This window comes from Methylobacterium sp. WL8 (genome assembly GCF_008040045.1).
Classification (GTDB): Bacteria; Pseudomonadota; Alphaproteobacteria; order Rhizobiales; family Beijerinckiaceae; genus Methylobacterium; species Methylobacterium cerastii.
Window position 1 is genome coordinate 49,257 of record NZ_VRVF01000009.1, and the last position, 16,129, is coordinate 65,385.

General features: G+C 71.8%; 14 protein-coding genes. 8 read left to right on the forward strand and 6 right to left on the reverse strand.

Features of this window, described 5'->3' with window-relative positions; genetic code table 11:
• Positions 1-34: 34 nt before the first annotated feature.
• The gene (locus tag FV234_RS05555) at positions 35-1,321 is read right to left on the reverse strand and encodes an MFS transporter (RefSeq protein WP_246686122.1); all 1,287 of its coding nucleotides are present in this window, start codon (positions 1,319-1,321) and stop codon (positions 35-37) included.
• A gap of 67 nt (positions 1,322-1,388) precedes the next feature.
• Here FV234_RS05555 and gcvA point away from each other — a divergent pair, with 67 nt between their 5' ends.
• The 4 genes from gcvA (at position 1,389) to FV234_RS05575 (ending at position 5,681) form a co-directional block, all read left to right on the forward strand.
• Positions 1,389-2,267 carry a transcriptional regulator GcvA gene (gene gcvA, locus FV234_RS05560; RefSeq protein ID WP_147828327.1) on the forward strand — a complete coding sequence of 293 codons (879 nt, stop codon included), beginning with the start codon at positions 1,389-1,391 and terminating at the stop codon, positions 2,265-2,267.
• Between the two features lie 181 nt (positions 2,268-2,448).
• Complete coding sequence (locus FV234_RS05565; RefSeq protein WP_147828328.1) at positions 2,449-2,736, forward strand: hypothetical protein; 288 nt, start codon at positions 2,449-2,451, stop codon at positions 2,734-2,736.
• Between the two features lie 341 nt (positions 2,737-3,077).
• Positions 3,078-4,556 carry a PAS domain-containing methyl-accepting chemotaxis protein gene (locus tag FV234_RS05570; RefSeq protein WP_187273590.1) on the forward strand — a complete coding sequence of 493 codons (1,479 nt, stop codon included), beginning with the start codon at positions 3,078-3,080 and terminating at the stop codon, positions 4,554-4,556.
• A 90-nt stretch (positions 4,557-4,646) separates the two neighbouring features.
• Positions 4,647-5,681, forward strand: a complete 1,035-nt coding sequence (locus FV234_RS05575; RefSeq protein ID WP_147828329.1) for an HD domain-containing phosphohydrolase — start codon at positions 4,647-4,649, stop codon at positions 5,679-5,681.
• 30 nt (positions 5,682-5,711) lie between these two features.
• Here FV234_RS05575 and FV234_RS05580 read toward each other — a convergent pair whose 3' ends face one another.
• A complete protein-coding gene (locus FV234_RS05580; protein WP_147754171.1) occupies positions 5,712-5,918 on the reverse strand; it encodes a hypothetical protein in 207 nt (68 codons plus the stop codon).
• Between the two features lie 391 nt (positions 5,919-6,309).
• Between FV234_RS05580 and FV234_RS05585 the strand changes: the two genes are divergently transcribed.
• Positions 6,310-6,702 carry a hypothetical protein gene (locus tag FV234_RS05585; RefSeq protein ID WP_147815133.1) on the forward strand — a complete coding sequence of 131 codons (393 nt, stop codon included), beginning with the start codon at positions 6,310-6,312 and terminating at the stop codon, positions 6,700-6,702.
• A 61-nt stretch (positions 6,703-6,763) separates the two neighbouring features.
• Here FV234_RS05585 and FV234_RS05590 read toward each other — a convergent pair whose 3' ends face one another.
• The 3 genes from FV234_RS05590 to FV234_RS05600 all read right to left on the reverse strand — a co-directional run bounded on the left by FV234_RS05590 (position 6,764) and on the right by FV234_RS05600 (position 10,603).
• The gene (locus FV234_RS05590; RefSeq protein ID WP_147754169.1) at positions 6,764-7,123 is read right to left on the reverse strand and encodes an STAS/SEC14 domain-containing protein; all 360 of its coding nucleotides are present in this window, start codon (positions 7,121-7,123) and stop codon (positions 6,764-6,766) included.
• 80 nt (positions 7,124-7,203) lie between these two features.
• The gene (locus tag FV234_RS05595; protein WP_147828330.1) at positions 7,204-9,375 is read right to left on the reverse strand and encodes a primosomal protein N'; all 2,172 of its coding nucleotides are present in this window, start codon (positions 9,373-9,375) and stop codon (positions 7,204-7,206) included.
• A 64-nt stretch (positions 9,376-9,439) separates the two neighbouring features.
• Entirely contained in the window at positions 9,440-10,603 is a 1,164-nt protein-coding gene (locus tag FV234_RS05600) for an MFS transporter (protein ID WP_147828331.1), read from the reverse strand.
• Between the two features lie 174 nt (positions 10,604-10,777).
• Here FV234_RS05600 and FV234_RS05605 point away from each other — a divergent pair, with 174 nt between their 5' ends.
• Positions 10,778-11,176, forward strand: coding sequence for a DUF3775 domain-containing protein (locus FV234_RS05605; protein WP_147828332.1), 399 nt, complete (start codon positions 10,778-10,780; stop codon positions 11,174-11,176).
• A gap of 197 nt (positions 11,177-11,373) precedes the next feature.
• On the opposite strand, the gene rlmN is transcribed toward FV234_RS05605, so the two are convergent.
• Positions 11,374-12,693, reverse strand: a complete 1,320-nt coding sequence (gene rlmN / locus FV234_RS05610) for a 23S rRNA (adenine(2503)-C(2))-methyltransferase RlmN (protein WP_147761779.1) — start codon at positions 12,691-12,693, stop codon at positions 11,374-11,376.
• A 255-nt stretch (positions 12,694-12,948) separates the two neighbouring features.
• Between rlmN and FV234_RS05615 the strand changes: the two genes are divergently transcribed.
• The gene (locus FV234_RS05615) at positions 12,949-14,040 is read left to right on the forward strand and encodes an alkene reductase (RefSeq protein WP_147761778.1); all 1,092 of its coding nucleotides are present in this window, start codon (positions 12,949-12,951) and stop codon (positions 14,038-14,040) included.
• Positions 14,041-14,272: 232 nt separating this feature from the next.
• The gene (locus tag FV234_RS05620) at positions 14,273-16,129 is read left to right on the forward strand and encodes a PAS domain S-box protein (RefSeq protein ID WP_246686123.1); all 1,857 of its coding nucleotides are present in this window, start codon (positions 14,273-14,275) and stop codon (positions 16,127-16,129) included.

Below are 16,129 nucleotides of genomic sequence, written 5' to 3' on the forward strand. Positions count from 1 at the left end.
GATCACCCGCGCCGGGCCCGGCGCCGAACGGGGCTTATCCGGGGCCGCCCTCCCGCGGCGCGAGCCTTGGCGCGAGGGCGAGCATCAGCGGGACGACCGCCAACGCCGTGACCGCGGCAGCCATGGTCGCCCGGCCCGGGCCGAGCGCGTCGCCGAGCGGCCCGTAGAGCAGCGGCGTCGCCAGCGCGCTGCCGCCGAGGGTGCAGGTGTAGAAGATCGCGAAGGCGCGCTCGACCCGGCCGCCCGGCGCGAGCTCCGGCACCGTGCCGTAGAGGACGGAGGAGGTGCCGTTGAGCAGCAGGCCGAGCAGCGGCAGCACCGCGATGGCGGGCGCCAGCGGCAGGGCGACGACGGCGAGGATCGCCGCCGCCGTCCCCACCTCGGTGAGGATCACGCTGCGCGTCACCCCGAAGCGGGCCCCGAGGCGTCCGAACGCCGCCTTGCCCAGCGCTCCGCCGACGGCGACGAGTGCGAACCCGACGCCCACCGTCGCGAGCGCCGCCCCCTTCGCCTGGAGCAGGAACGGCAGGTAGACGAGGAAGGCCGGGCGCGCCGCGTTGTCGAGCATACCGATCGCCACGAGCAGCCCGAACCCGGACTTTTTCTGCGCGCTGCGAGAGGAATCCACCCGCGCGGTCGCCTGTGCCGCCCCCCGCGCCGCCTCGCGGGCGGCGGGCTCGCGCGGCAGCAGGACGGCGACCCCGAGGCCGACCATGGCGCCGAGGCCGGCGACGAGCCAGAGCACCGGGCGCCAGCCGGCATAGGCGAGGACGAACCCGACCAGGGGCGGCAGCGCCGCCTTCCCGAGGTCTCCGGCGACGTTGTAGGTGCCGAGCGGCCCGCGGGCGGCCTCGCCGTAGGCCCGGGCGATCACCGCCGAGGCGAGCGGATGCTGTGTGCTGCTGCCGGCGCCCGACAGCGCCAGCGCGAGGCACAGGACGACGAGGCCGCCCGAGGCGCCGGCGAGCGCGTAGCCCGCCGCGCCGACGAACGTGCCCAGCACCAGCACCGTACGCAGGCCGAGTCGGCGGGCGAGCGCGGCGGCCGGCATCTGCAACCCGGCCAGCGCACCGACGTAGAGCGAGCGCAGCAGCGCCAGTGCGACGTAGCCGAGGCCGAACTCCGCCTGCCAGACCGGGAGGAGCACGTAGATCAGGTCGGCGTAGCCGTCGTGCAGCGCATGGTTGACCCCGACCACCGCGAGCGCGCGCCCGGCCTCCGCGCCGCCGGCGGGCGGGGCGGCGAGGCTTGAGTCGGCGAGGCTTGGAGGAGCAAGGCTTTCGGCGGGCGAGGTTCGGCTGTCGGCGTTCATGGCCGGCACGATGCCGGTCTCGCGGTCTCGCGACAAACGCCTTGTGCTGACGCACGTGTGAGGAAAGCTGGCACGCATGCACCGCCGGTTGCCGCCGCTGAATGCGTTGAAGGCCTTCGAAGCTGCCGGCCGGCACCAGAGCTTCACCCTGGCCGCGGCCGAGCTCTGCGTGACCCACGGTGCGGTGAGCCGGCACGTGCAGGCGCTCGATGCTTGGCTCGGGGCGCCGCTGTTCGAGCGCCACAACCGCCGCGTGGTGCTCACCGAGGCCGGGCGCGCCTACCTCGCCGAGATCGGTGCCGCCCTCGACCGCGTGGCCCTCGCCAGCGCTCGGCAGATCGGGCGCGGACGAACGCGGGTGTTGCACGTGAACGCGCTCGCGACCTTCACCCTGCGCTGGCTGATCCCGCGCCTCTCGGCCTTCCAGCGGGCCAACCCTGCGATCGAGGTGCGGCTCACGACCTCCAACGTGCCGCTCGCCCACCTCGCCGAACCGTTCGACGTCGCGATCCGCGGTGGCCCGGACGCGTATCCGGGGCACGTCGCGATCGCCTTCCTTCCCGAGGGGCGCATCCCGGTCTGCAGCCCAGGCCTGCTGCGACGTCTGCCGCTCCGGGCGCCGGCGGATCTGGCGCAGCATACGCTGCTGAATGCGGCGACGCTGCCCGAGGTCTGGCCGCACTGGCTGCAGGCCGCGGGCGTGCCGAACCTGCGCCCGCAGCGCTCGGTGACGCTGGAACATTTCTACTTGACGCTGCAGGCCGCCCTCGACGGCCTCGGCGTGGCCATGGGCCCGGAGCGGCCGATCGCCGACGATGTGGCCGCGGGGCGGCTGACGCTGCCGTTTTCCGGCCCGGCCCTGCCGGCGCGAAGCTACCACGCCTACGTGCCGGAGGCCCGGGCCGAAGACCCGGCGGTGCGCGCCTTCTGCGACTGGCTCCCCACCGCCGCCTGAGCGGTTGCCAGCGGCACGCCGTGTCGGGCATGGCGGGCGGCGACGAGACGGCTTTCAGAGCGTTTTCAAGCGAGGTGGATGCCGGCTCGCGTGAAGAAAACGCGACCACACAGCAGGTCGGTGCATTTTCCGTGATCCGGGGATCACGGAAAATGCTCTCGGGCCAAGCGACGGGATGACGATGGCGATCAATCAGGAAGCGGTCGAGCGGCTCGCGGAGGCCTCCGCCCTGCGGGTGCTGGTCCAGACGGTCGCCGTGCTGGTGTTCGAGCAGAGCGGCCTGCCGCCGGACCGGGTGCGCGCGCTCGGGAAAAGCCTCAGCGCCGAGATGTCGGACATCGAGATTCCCGGCGCCGGAGTTCCCGACCTCGACGCCATCCGCCAGGCCAACGCGCGAGCGGTGGTGGCCGCCTTCGAGAGCGTCGCCGAAGCGATGCGGGACGGCGATGCGGCGACGCCCGGCGCCTGACGGCTTCGGGAGACGCGCCTGCACGGTCGTCGGCATCACGCAGAATTGTCTAGCGTCCGCGTGGGAGCCTGCCGCCCCGCGTCGTCGCGCGATCACGGGTCCTGTCCCCGCACGTGCCTCTGCGGCGGCGCCCCGCGCAATCGACATCGTGATCATGCCGGGGACTATAAGAATTGCGCGCAAGCGATGCCAGAGTGTCGCGGACCCAAGGGTTTCTAAGAAAATAAACCAGATTTAACGTCTCTCGACGTATCGTCCTCCCAAGCCGATCGTCAGCCCGCCGCCACCCCTCTTCAAGGGTCCCGCGCGTCGTGGCGTCGATGTTCCATCGAGGGAGCGACATGCTGAGTCTTCTGAATCGCCGGACTTCGGTCACCTCGGATTTGCTGCACAAGTCGCAGGCCGTGATCGAATTCGACGGCAGCGGCAAGATCATCACCGCCAACGCCAACTTCCTCGCGACGATGGGCTACGCCCTCGACGAGATCCAAGGTCGGCACCACAGCCTGTTCCTCGAGCCGTCCGAGCGGACGAGCGAGGCGTATCGTCTGTTCTGGGAGGGCCTGTCGAAGGGCAAGGCGGATTCCGCCGCCTTCCGGCGCATCGCCAAGGGCGGTCGTGAAGTCTGGCTCCAGGCCTCGTACAATCCCGTGCTCGACCGGGACGGCAAGACCGTCAAAGTCGTGAAGTTCGCCACCGACATCACAGCCTACAAGCTCGCGGCGCTGGACATGGAACGCCAGATCGCCGCCCTGCACCGCTCGCAGGCCGTGATTGACTTCGAACCCGACGGCACGATCCTCACCGCCAACCCCAACTTCCTCGACGCGGTCGGCTACCGGCTCGACGAGGTGCAGGGCCGGCACCACCGCATGTTCGTCACCGAGGCCGAACGCGTCGGTCCGGCCTACCAGGCGTTCTGGGCGGCGCTCGCGCGCGGCGAATTCCAGTCGGCCGAGTACCTCCGGATCGGCAAGGGCGGCCGCGAGGTCTGGATCCAGGCGACCTACAATCCCGTCACCGATGCGGAGGGCCGCACGACCAAGATCGTCAAGTTCGCCACCGACATCACCGAACAGGTGCACGAGCGCCAGCGCCGGGCCGAGGCGCAGCGGGCGATCGGCACCGACCTCGACGCGATCGGGACGGCGACGGAGGACGTCACGCGCCAGACGACCGACGCCGCCGCCACGGTGGGGCGCGTCTCCGGCGACATCCAGGCCGTCGCCTCCGGTGCGGAGGAGCTCTCGGCCTCGGTCGGCGAGATCAGCCAGCAGGTCAGCCACGCGGCCCGGATCGCCGGACAGGCCGTCGAGGAGACCGAGCGCACGGGCCTGATCGTCGCCGGCCTGAGCAGCCAGGCGGCACAGATCGGCGATGTCGTCGCGCTCATCCAGGGCATCGCGGCGCAGACCAACCTGCTCGCGCTGAACGCCACCATCGAGGCCGCGCGTGCGGGCGCGGCGGGCAAGGGCTTCGCCGTCGTCGCGGCCGAGGTGAAGGCGCTGGCCGAGCAGACCGGCAAGGCGACGGACCAGATCCGCACGCAGATCGCCGCGACGCAGAACGCGACCCGCGACGCCGTTGACGCGATCGCCTCGATCAAGACCACGATCCAGACGCTCAGCGACGTGTCGAGCGCGATCGCGGCCGCGGTGGAGGAGCAATCCGCGGTCACGCAGGAGATCTCGGGTAGCATGCAGACCGCGTCGTACGGCGTCACGGCGATCGCCTCGGGCATGGACCTGATCGCCCAGGCGAGCGAGCGGGTGGACGACGCGACCCGTCAGGTCCGCTCGGCCGCCCGCGCCTTCGGCTGAGGCCCGGCGGCTGCGGCGTGAGCCGCGTTCGCGACCTGCGCCCGCCTTTCGAGACCCGAACGACCACGATCTCCCCGGTGGACCGCCGTCATGGCCGAATTGCTCCTGATCAGCGACGACACGCACCGAACGGCGCGGCTGGCACGGGACCTCCCGAACGTCGAGCGGTCGACGGTCTTCGACCTCTACGACGACGCCTCCTGCCCGGCGGCCGCGGAACTCATCGTCAGCGACGTCAAGGCGCTGACCTCGGAGGCGCTGTCGCGCCTGCGCACGCTGCTCGAGCGCGTCCGCGGCCAGGACGTGCCCTACGTCTGCCTGTTCCACGACAACGGTGCGCGGACCCGCGCCTACGCCGAGCTGCTCGGCGCCTCCAGCCTGCTCAGCGCCGCCTCCGGCCCGGCCGCCCTCGGCAGCGCCCTGGCGGAGCTGCGGAACCGGATCGATCCGATGTCCGACGCGATGCGGCGCCACGGCGAGCGGGCCGAGCGGTTCCTGTGCACCACCTTCGTCCCGGGACGGCCGCTCTCGCCGGTCGAGATCGCGGCGGGAACGACGCTCATCGAGACCGCCCTGCAGGAGGGCGGCATCCGCTCCTGGGTGCGGGCGGTGCGACGCTTCGACGACGCCACGCACCGGCATTGCCTGCTGGTCGCCGGGCTCGCGGCCGCGTTCGGCGGCGTCCTGATGCTCGGCGCCGCCGACCGCCATCACCTCGTGAAGGCAGCCCTGTTGCACGATGTCGGCAAGATCGCGATCGACGCCGCCATCCTGAACAAGCCGGGCAAGCTCGACGCCGTAGAGATGGCCGAGATGCGCACCCACCCCGCGCACGGGCACGCCATGCTGGTCGGCCGCGGGTTCGACGAGAGCCTGCTCGCCGTCGCGCACTCGCACCACGAGATGCTCGACGGCTCGGGCTATCCGGACAAGCTGGTCGGGAGCCAGATCTCGGACTTGGTTCGCCTCGTCACGATCTGCGACATCTTCGGGGCGCTCACCGAGCACCGCCCCTACCGTGCGCGGATGGAGAGCATGCCGGCTTACGACATCCTCGTCGGAATGGCCGGGCGGCTCGACGGCGACCTCGTCCGCGCGTTCAAGCCCGTCGCCGACGCGTTCTGAGGCGCACGCGGACGGTCGGCCGCGCGGGCGTTACGAACGCGGGCGGACGTGGAGGAAGCTGCGCTCGCCGGTCGCGGCCTCCGTCACGTGCTGGATCGCATCGAGAAGGTCCGCCATGCGCTTGGGCGCCTGCGCGGACATCAGCCGCGCCGCGTCCACCCGGCGGGCGTCGGTCCGCCCGGCGGCGATCTGCGCCTGGCTCAGGGCATCGAAGTCGCGGCTCGGGCGTCGCTTCATGGCGGTGTCTCTCCTCGGGACAGCGTGGACGCGGCATGGTTGATGAAGCGTTAACGCGCCGCATCGGGCTGGATGCCGGGAGGCGCCCGCCGACGCCCGCAGGCCGCGTCGCCCGCCCGTGAAACCCGTAAAAATTTCGTTTTTGCGGTCATCATGCTATAAGACGTGATCAATGCGGCGGGCGCGCAAGGAACAGATGCCCCGCCCCCAATCATCGCCGACGCGACCGACGGCCGAACGCGTATCTGTCGGATCCGCGTGGCGTCATCGTCTTGCCGCCACCGCCGTTCATCAATCTGGCACCGCGTCAGACGCCTCGTTGCGGTTTCGTCTTCCGATGTCGCTGCCGTCGTGCCCGGCGGTCGCCTTCCGATCTACAGAAAGGTCCCGAATGCTGAAGCTCACCCCGATCGTTCTCGTCGGCCTCCTCTCCGGCGCGACCGTGTCGCCGGTAGCCGCCGGAGAACCGGGTGCCTTCAACGGGACCTGGGCCGTCGATCTCGTGACCGAGAGCGGCCTGTGCGACGCGCGCTACACCACCGCCATCGCGATCCGCGACGGGCAGGTGCGCACGGCGTCCGCGAAGGAGTCCGGCGCGCGGGTCACCGGCCAGGTCGGACCGGACGGCACGGTGGGGCTCAACGTCTCGAACGGGGCCGCGAGCGGCGCGGCCTCGGGCCGGCTTCAGGCGGCCGGCGGGGCTGGGACCTGGAAGGTGTCGGCGTTGTGCTCCGGCCGCTGGACGGCGCGGCGCAACACGACGCACACCGCCCAGGCCGAGTAGAACGGTCCCGCCCGCGGCGGGACCGTCTGCGTCCGTCACGCGGCGGGACCGTCTGCGTCCGTCACGCGGCGGCGAGCCAGGTGCGGGCCTCGTCGAGGCGGGCGCGCTCGAACACCTTGATCTGGGCCGGGGAGACGAAGCCGAAGGTCTCGGCGACGACCTTGAGCCATTGCGCGTCGGTGACGAGCGCCACGTGGCTGACGCCCTTCATCATCGACAGGCCGAAGCGCGGGTCCTTGAAGAAGGCGGCCGGCTCCATGCCCTCGAAGGCGCGGATGTCCTCCAGCAGCTTGAGCTTGCCGCCCTTGTCGAGGTCGGCCTTCATCGCGGTCATGACCGCGTTCATCTCGTCGTCGGTTATCTTCCCGTCGACCACGATCTCGGCGACGCTGGACTCGGGCTTCTTGGTGTAGCTCAGCACGATGCGCGCTCCTGACAGGCCTGCCGCCGACCGAGTATCTCGCGGCACCGCACACTCCTACAGAACGCGTCCCGGATCGCCTACAAAAAGCTCTGCGGGTCGACGTCGACGGCAACGCGGACGTTGCCGCGCACCTTCGGCCCGCGCCCCAGCCAGTCGCGCAGGTAGCTCTGCAGGTCGACGTTGCGCTCGGTCTTGACCAGAAGGCGGAACCGGTAACGCCCGCGCACCAGCGCCAGAGGCGCCTCGGCCGGCCCGAGCACCATCACCCCGTCCGGCGGCTCGGCGGCGCGCGCCAGCGCCTGCCCGTGGGCCTCGGCCGTCGCCCGGTCGTTGGCCGAGACGATCAACGCCGCCAGCCGCCCGAACGGCGGCAGGCCGGCCGCCTCGCGGGCGGCGATCTCCTCCTCGTAGAAGCGCTCGGAATCACCCGACAGGAGCGCCGCGATCACCGGATGCTCGGGCTGGTAGGTTTGCACCATGGCGCGGCCCGGCCGCTCGCCGCGGCCCGCCCGGCCGGTGACCTGCTGCAGCAGCTGGAAGGTGCGCTCGGCCGCCCGCGGATCGCCCGAGGTCAGCCCGATGTCGGCGTCGAGCACGCCGACGAGGGTCAGGTGCGGGAAGTTGTGGCCCTTGGCCACGAGCTGCGTGCCGACGACGATGTCGCATTCGCCGGCCGCGACCAGTTCCAATTCCTGCCGCAGCCGCTCGGCGCCGCCGGGAAAGTCGCTCGACAGCACGATGATGCGCTTATCCGGAAACAGCTCGGCCGCCTCCTCCGCGATGCGCTCGACGCCGGGGCCGCAGGGGGTGAGGTTGTCGAAGGTGCCGCATTCCGTGCACGCCTCGGGCCGGCGCTCGCTGTAGCCGCACTGGTGGCAGACGAGCGCCTTGCGGAAGCGGTGCTCCACCAGCCAGGTCGAGCAGTTCTTGCACTGATAGCGGTGGCCGCAGGCGCGGCACAGCGTCAGCGGCGCATAACCACGGCGGTTGAGGAACAGCAGCGCCTGCTCGCCGGCAGCGAGGTTGGCCTTCACCGCGTTGACCAGCGGCGGCGAGAGGAAGCGCCCGCGCTCCGGCTTGTCGAGGCGCATGTCGATCGCCTGGATGTCGGGCAGGCGCCGCCCGCCGAAGCGCTCGGGCAGCCGCACGCGGCGGTAGCGCCCGCGTTCGACGTTCACCCGCGTCTCGATCGAGGGCGTCGCCGAGGCCAGCACCACCGGGCAGCCCTCGAGCTTGCCCCGCACCACCGCCATGTCGCGGGCGTGATAGTGGACGCCGTCCTCCTGCTTGTAGGCGCTCTCGTGTTCCTCATCGACCACGATCAGGCCGAGCTTTCGGAACGGCAGGAACAGGGCCGAGCGGGCGCCGACCACCACCCGCACCTCGCCGTTAGCGACCCCTGCGCGCAGCCGCTCGCGCCGCCGTCCGCCGATGCCCGAGTGCCAGGCCGCCGGGCGGACGCCGAAGCGGGCGGCGAACCGGTCGAGGAACTGCGCCGTCAGCGCGATCTCGGGCATCAGGATCAGGGCCTGCCCGCCTGAGCGGACGCACTCGGCGACCGCCTCGAAGTAGACCTCGGTCTTGCCCGAGCCGGTGACGCCTTCCAGCAGGACCGCGCCGCCAGCCGCCTCCGCCGCGGCGGGCGCCCCGACCAGTTCCGCGACCGCCGCGGCCTGCGCCTCCGACAGCGGCACCCGCGGAAACTCCGGATCGGGGGGGAGGGCGACGGGCTCGGGCGCGAGCGCAACCGCCTCCAGTGCGCCGTCGTCGACGAGCCCGTCGACCACCGAAAGCGAGACCTCGGCCGCTTTCGCCAGCGCGCCCTTGCCCCGGACCTCGCCGTCGGCGGCGACCGCCAGCACCTTGTCCCGCGCCTTGGTCGGGCGGGCCGGCGCTTTGCCGGTGGTTCGGACCCCGACGCGCACGACCTCCGCCGCCGCGGCCTCGTCGGGCAGGCGCAGCACCATGGCCAGCGCAGAGCCCTTCGGCGCGAGGGTGTAACGCGCGATCCAGTCCACCAGCTTGCGCACCGGCTCGGAGAGCGGCGCCACGCCGAGCGGCCCGGTGACCGGGCGCAGGTTCGAGCCGCCGGCCGTCTCAGCCACGCCCCAGACCACGCCGACCGTCTCACGCGGGCCCAGCGGCACCTGCACCACGTCGCCGACGGAAAGCGTCAGGTGCGCCGGCACCGCGTAGCTGTAGGCGGTGTCGATCGCGAGGGGGATCAGGATCTCGGCGACGTGCGGCATGGGCGTAGGGCGTCGGTTTCGGAGAATGGCTGCATGTTCCGGTTTTGTACCATAAAACGTACCATCACGCAGAGGTCGTGCGCGCGGGCTCGGCGCGCAAGCGCAGGGCGAGCGGCACGGCCGCTAGGCTGAGCCCAGCCATCGCCCAGAAGGCCCGGCCGTGGAAGGCCGAAAACAGCGGGCCGGAGGCCAGCGTCGCCGCCGCGCCCGCGAGCCCGAGCCCGACGGTGCCGTAGAGCGTCAACGCCGTGGCGCGGGCCGTCGGCGGCACCGCCCGCTCGATCAGGCCGAGGCAGGCGAGGTGCAGTAGCGCGAAGCTCAGGCCGTGCAGGGACTGGATCGCGACGAGCCAGGGCAGCGCGACGGTCTCGGCCTGCACCGCCCAGCGCACGGCCCCGGCGACCGCGGCGACGGCGAGGCCGGCGGCCGGCCCGATCCGCGCCAGCAGCGGCGGCCCGGCGATCAGGAACACGAACACCTCCGCCGCCACGGCTTCCGCCCAAAGCAGGCCGGCGGCGCCTGCCCCGATCCCGGCGCCGCGCCACAGGATCATCGCGAAGGCGTCGTGCATCGCGTGCGCGCCGACCACCAGGGCCGCGACCAGCACCGTGCGGCGGAAGGCGGCGAGGCGCAGCAGGCCGGCAAAGCCGATCCCAGCCTCCGAGGCTTGCGCGCGCGCGCCGCCCGACGCCCGCCCGGCGAGCGCCGCCGCGCCGGCCCCCACGAACAACACCGCTCCGGCGACGAGGCCGGCCGCGAGCCCGAACCCCTGCACCAGCCAGCCGGCGGCGCCGACCCCGGCGATGAAGGCGGCCGAGCCCGCCCCGCGCACCCAGCCGTAGGGAAACGCCGCCCCGCCCCGCGCGGCGGCGAGCGCCAGCACGTCGGCCAGCGGCGCCAGCGGGGCGGTAGCCGCCGCGTAGGCGATGCCGACCGCCAGCAGCGGCCAGAACCCGCTTGCCGCGAGATGCGCGAGGGCCGCGAGTCCGGTGAGGCCGCAGGCGGCGGCGAGGATCGGACGAGTCGCCGCGTGCCGGTCGGCGGAGCGCCCGGCCATCGGTCCCGCCACCAGCCGCACCAGAGTCGCGGCCGCGAGCAGGACCGCGATCCGCTCCGGCGAGAGCCCCCCTGCGGCGAGCACGTTGGGCAAGATCGGCGAGATGCAGCCGTAGGCGCCGTAGAGGGCGGCGTAGAGCGCGAGGCAGCCGACGAGCCCGTCCCGCTTCATCCGTGTCCCCCGGCGCGCCCCCGTTCGGGCGGCAGCGTAGCATCGCGCAGGGCCGGCTGGCGCCGCAAACCCTGCGGCTCGGCGCATGATGGGGCCGGACGCGGCGAACCGGCACCGCTCTCGCCAGTTGTCGCTGCTTCAGGGCCTCGACGGGCCCGCCAACCGGAGCTCGACATGGACATCGCCCCCGATACGGTCACCGAGATCATCCTGCGCCTGCGCGCGGTCGAGGTGAAGGAGGGCGCGACCGATCCGGATGCCGGCTCCAACGCCATCGACGACGGCGCCACCGACGTGCTCACCTCCGGCACCGACGACGCCACCGAATCCGAGCTGCGCGGCATGATCGCCGGCCTCAACGACGACGAGCGCGCCGACCTGCTGGCGCTGCTCTATGTCGGCCGCGGCGACATGGAGCCCGAAGAGTGGGCCGAGGCGGTCCGCTTCGCCCGCGAGCGCGAAGGCGCCGGCGACGGCGCGGTGAAGACGCTTCTCGGCACGCCCGACGCCGGCGACCTCCTGGAGGAGGGCATGGACGCGCTCGGCATCACGCCGGACCTGCCGCAGGGCTGAGGCGGGCGGAGATCTCCCTTCCCCCCTTTGCGGGCGAGAGTGGCCCACGAAGTGGGTCGGGAGAGGGGTGCACGTTATCCGGATAGGGTGCATCCCTCTCCCGCCCCTCGCTGACGCGAGGCCCACCCTCCCCCGCAGAGTGGGGAGGGAAGAGGCGGCCACCTTCCACCGGACGACCCACCGATTGGCGACCGGCCCTATTCCTCGCCGTCGTGCAGGGCGTAGAAGCCCTGCGCCGAAACCGCGCCTTCGGAGTCTCCGCCCGCGTCGAGCAGCATCCGCTCGCGGGCGCGCAGCTTCTCGGTCTCGCTCTTGAGCTGGCCGCAGGCGGCGAGGATGTCGCGGCCGCGTGGGGTGCGGACCGGCGAGGCGTAGCCGGCGTCGAACACGATCTCGGAGAAGCGCTCGATCCGCTCCCAGTCCGAGCACTCGTACTTGCTGCCGGGCCAGGGGTTGAACGGGATCAGGTTGATCTTGGCAGGGATCCCCTTGAGCAGCCGCACCAGCTCGCGCGCGTCGCCGTCGGTGTCGTTGACGCCCTTCAGCATCACGTATTCGAAGGTGATGCGCCGGGCGTTGGTGAGGCCCGGATACTCGCGGCAGGCGCGCATCAGCTCGGCGATCGGGTATTTGCGGTTCAGGGGCACCAGCTCGTCGCGAAGCTCGTCGCGCACGGCGTGCAGCGAGATCGCCAGCATCGCGTGCGCCTCCTCGCCGAGCCGCCGGATCTGCGGCACGACGCCGGAGGTCGAGACCGTGATGCGACGGCGCGAGAGCGCAAGCCCCTCGGGGTCCGACATCGTCGCCACCGCGTCGACGACGTTCTCCAGGTTGTAGAGCGGTTCGCCCATCCCCATGAACACGATGTTCGTGACGAGCCGTCCGACCTCGCCGCCGCCCGAGGCGTCGCGGGAGGGGATCAGGCCGGGCCAGTCGCCGAGCGCGTCGCGGGCGACGACGAGCTGGGCGGTGATCTCGGCGGCCGACAGGTTGCGCACGAGGCGCTGCGTGCCCGTGTGACAGAACGAGCAGGTCAGCGTGCAGCCGACCTGCGACGAGACGCAGAGCGTGCCGCGATCCGGCCCCGGAATGTAGACGCACTCGATCTCGGCGCCGCGGTTGTGGTCGTGCCGCCCCGTCGGCGCCATGCGCAGCAGCCACTTGCGGGTGCCGTCGCGCGAGACCTGCTGGCTGACGACCTCCGGCCGGTCGAGGGTGTAGGCCTCGGCGAGCTGCGCCCGCAGCGCTTTGCCGACGTTGGTCATCTGGTCGAAGTCCTGCGCGCCGCGGACGTTCAACCAATTCCAGAGCTGGCCCGAGCGCATCCGGCTCTCGCGCTCGGTGACGCCGATCGCGAGCAGGCGCTCCTTCAGAGCGGCCCGCGGCAGGCCGACGAGCGAGCTGCGCTGACCCGGCACGGCCGTCGGCGTCGGCTCGGGCCGGAACTCGGGAGCCTTCTCGATGTCGGAGAAATCGCTGCCCGTGCGCCGGGCGGTGTCGAACGACGCCGTCGCCATGTTCTTGCAAAGACCTTGGAAATGAGAGGCCGGATCATACCCGATCGGCCCCGCGAACGCGAATGCGTGCCCAGCATGCCCGGATCCTGTGATCAAGGCAGCGCGAAAGACGCCGCGGGGGACCGATGTGCGACCGCGCACGCGGGCACCGCTGGCCATGCGCCCGGTGCCTTGCGGCGGGCGTCCTCCCCGCCACCTATGCGTCGCACGAGGTGCGACGCTCCGCACCCGCCGCAGACAGAACAAGGGAATGCCATGCCTTCACTGCTCGATCCGATCCGCGTCGGCGCCATCGACGCGAAGAACCGCATCTGGATGGCGCCGCTGACCCGCGGCCGGTCCACCCGCGAGCACGTTCCGACCCCGCTGATGGTCGAGTACTACGCCCAGCGCGCGACCGCCGGCGTGATCATCACCGAGGCGACCGGCATCAGCCAGGAAGGCCTCGGCTGGCCCTTCGCACCGGGGATCTGGAACGACGCGCAGGTCGAAGCCTGGAAGCCGGTGGTGAAGGCGGTGCACGATCGCGGCGGGCGCATCGTCTGCCAGATCTGGCACATGGGCCGGCTCGTCCACCCGGACTTCCTCGACGGCGCCCCGCCGATCTCGGCTTCCGCCACCACCGCGCCCGACGCCGCCCACACCTACCAGGGCAAGAAGCCCTACGCCGAGGCGCGCGCGCTGCCGGCCGAGGAGATCCCGCGGCTGCTCGAGGATTACCGGCGCGCCACCCGCAACGCGATGGCCGCCGGCTTCGACGGCGTGCAGATCCACGCGGCCAACGGCTACCTGATCGACGAATTCCTCCGCGACGGCACCAACCACCGCACCGACGCCTACGGCGGCTCGATCGAGAACCGCGTGCGCCTCCTGCGCGAGGTCACCGAGGCGGTCGCCGAGATCGCGGGCAAGGACCGCACCGGCGTGCGCCTGTCGCCCAACGGCGAGATCCAGGGCACCAACGATGCGAACCCCGAGCCGCTGTTCGTGGCCGCCGCCAAGGCGCTCTCCGACGTCGGCATCGCCTTCCTCGAGATGCGCGAACCCGGCCCGAACGGCACCTTCGGCAAGGCCGACCACCCGCCGATCGCTCCGGCGATGAAGCGGGTCTTCGCCGGCACGATGATCCTCAACGCCGACTACGACGGCCGCAGCGGACAGGCGGCGCTCGATGCCGGCGCAGCCGACGCGATCGCCTACGGCCGGACGTTCATCGCCAACCCGGACCTGCCGGCCCGCATCGCCGCCGACGCCCCGCTCCAGAAGGACGAGGCCGCGACCTGGTACAGCCAGGGCCCAGAGGGCTACGTCGACTATCCGACTCTCCACGCCGCGAAGGCCGCCTGAGGCTATCGTTCGCGGTTCGCATCGTATCATTTGTTACTTTGCGAACCGCAGCCCTATCGATCATCGATCTATTGCAGCGAAGGTCCTTCGAATTCGCCGGTTCGTCTGCCGGTGAATCTAGGCGTGGCCGTTCCGTGTCCCTATCTGTAACTGCGGAATCCGGGAGCGGCCGATTACAATTGCGAACCAGACGCGTGCGACGGAGCGGGAACGGTGGAACGAGGCCGAGCGCTTGGCGGAGCTTCGCGCGCTGCGGATCCTCGATACTGAGCCGGACCCGGCCTACGACGACCTCGCGCGCATCGCGGCCCTGGTCTGCGCCGTCCCCGTCGCACTGATCGGCTTCGTCGACGCCCACCGGCAATGGTTCAAGGCCGAGATCGGCTACGGCGAGCGCGAGACCGGGATCGACCGATCGGTCTGCGTCCACGCGCTTCATGCCGACGACGTGCAGGCCGACGGCCTCTTCGTCATCACAGACCTGACCGCCGATCCGCGCACCCGTGACAACCCCGCGATCCAGGCCGAGGACGGGTTCCGCTTCTACGCCGCCGCGGTGATCCGCAGCCGCTCGGGCGTCCCAATCGGGACGATGTGCGTGCTCGACCGCACCGTTCGTCCCGGCGGGCTGACGAAGGCGCAGGGCGAGACCCTGGGCGCGCTCGCCCGCCAGGTCTCGACCCTGGTCGAACATCGCCGGACCCTCGCCGACGTCGACGCTCGCGAGACCGAACTCGCCGCGAGCGAGCGCCGCTTCCGGGTGATGACCTCGGCCATGCCGCAGATGGTCTGGACGACGCTGCCCGACGGCTTCCACGACTTCTACAACGATCGCTGGTACGAGTTCACCGGCGTGCCCTACGGCTCGACCGACGGCGCCGGCTGGACCGACATGTTCCACCCCGACGACCAGCCGGAGGCGTGGCGCCGCTGGCGCGACAGCCTCGCGACGGGCGAGCCCTACGAGGTCGAGTACCGCCTGCGCCACCACAGCGGTGCCTATCGCTGGACGCTCGGGCGCGCGATGCCGATCCGCGGCGCCGACGGGCGGATCGAGCGCTGGTTCGGGACCTGCACCGACATCCACGAGCTGAAGCAGGCCGTCGCCGACGCGCGCAAGCTCGCGGCCGTCGTCGAGACCTCGAAGGACTTCATCGGCCTGGCCGGCGAGGACGGCCGGATCGCGCACCTGAACGAGGCCGCGTTGCGGCTCGTCGGGCTGCTCGACCTCGCAGCGGCGCGGCGGACCGCAGTTGCCGACTACTTCACGCCGGAAAGCCGCGAAGCCTTCGAAGGAACGGTGGTGCCGGCCCTCGCGCGCGACGGTTGGTGGGAGGGCGAGCTCGCCTTCCGGCACTTCGCCACCGGCGAGGCCATCGCCGTCCTGTTCACGGTGTTCGCCGTGCGGGATGCGGCCGGCCACCATGCCGGCTACGGCACGGTCACCCGCGACCTGCGCGAGCGCAAGCGCGCCGAGGAGGCGCGCGACCTGCTGATCAAGGAGCTGTCGCACCGGATCAAGAACATCTTCGCCGTAGTCGGCGGCATCGCCGCGCTCAGCGCCCGCAGCGATCCGGGCGCGCGGTCCTTCGCGAAGGTGTTCCGCGAGCGCCTCGGGGCGCTGGCCCAGGCCCACGAATACGTCCGCCCGCATTCCACCGAGAGCGCGCGGCGCGACGGTGGCCAGACCGTCCTCGGGCTGATGCGCCTGATCCTGTCGGCCTATGCCGAGGAGGGGCGCTGCCGCGTCGCCGTCGACGGCGACGACGCTGTGGTCGGCGAGCGCACGGCGACGGCGCTCGCGCTGATCATGCACGAGCAGGCGACCAACGCGGTCAAGTACGGCGCGCTCTCCAACGAGGCCGGGACCGTGACGCTCACCGGGCTGCAGACCGCGTCGCGCTACTGCCTGACCTGGGCGGAGCAGGGCGGTCCGCCCATCGCCGCCGCGCCATCGCGAAAAGGGTTCGGCACGGAACTCGCCGAGCGCAGCGTCGCGGGTCAGCTCGACGGCAGCCTCGAGCACGATTGGGCCCCCGGCGGCCTGGTGTTGCGCCTCGACGTGCCCGCGGAGAATCTGCGGTTCTGA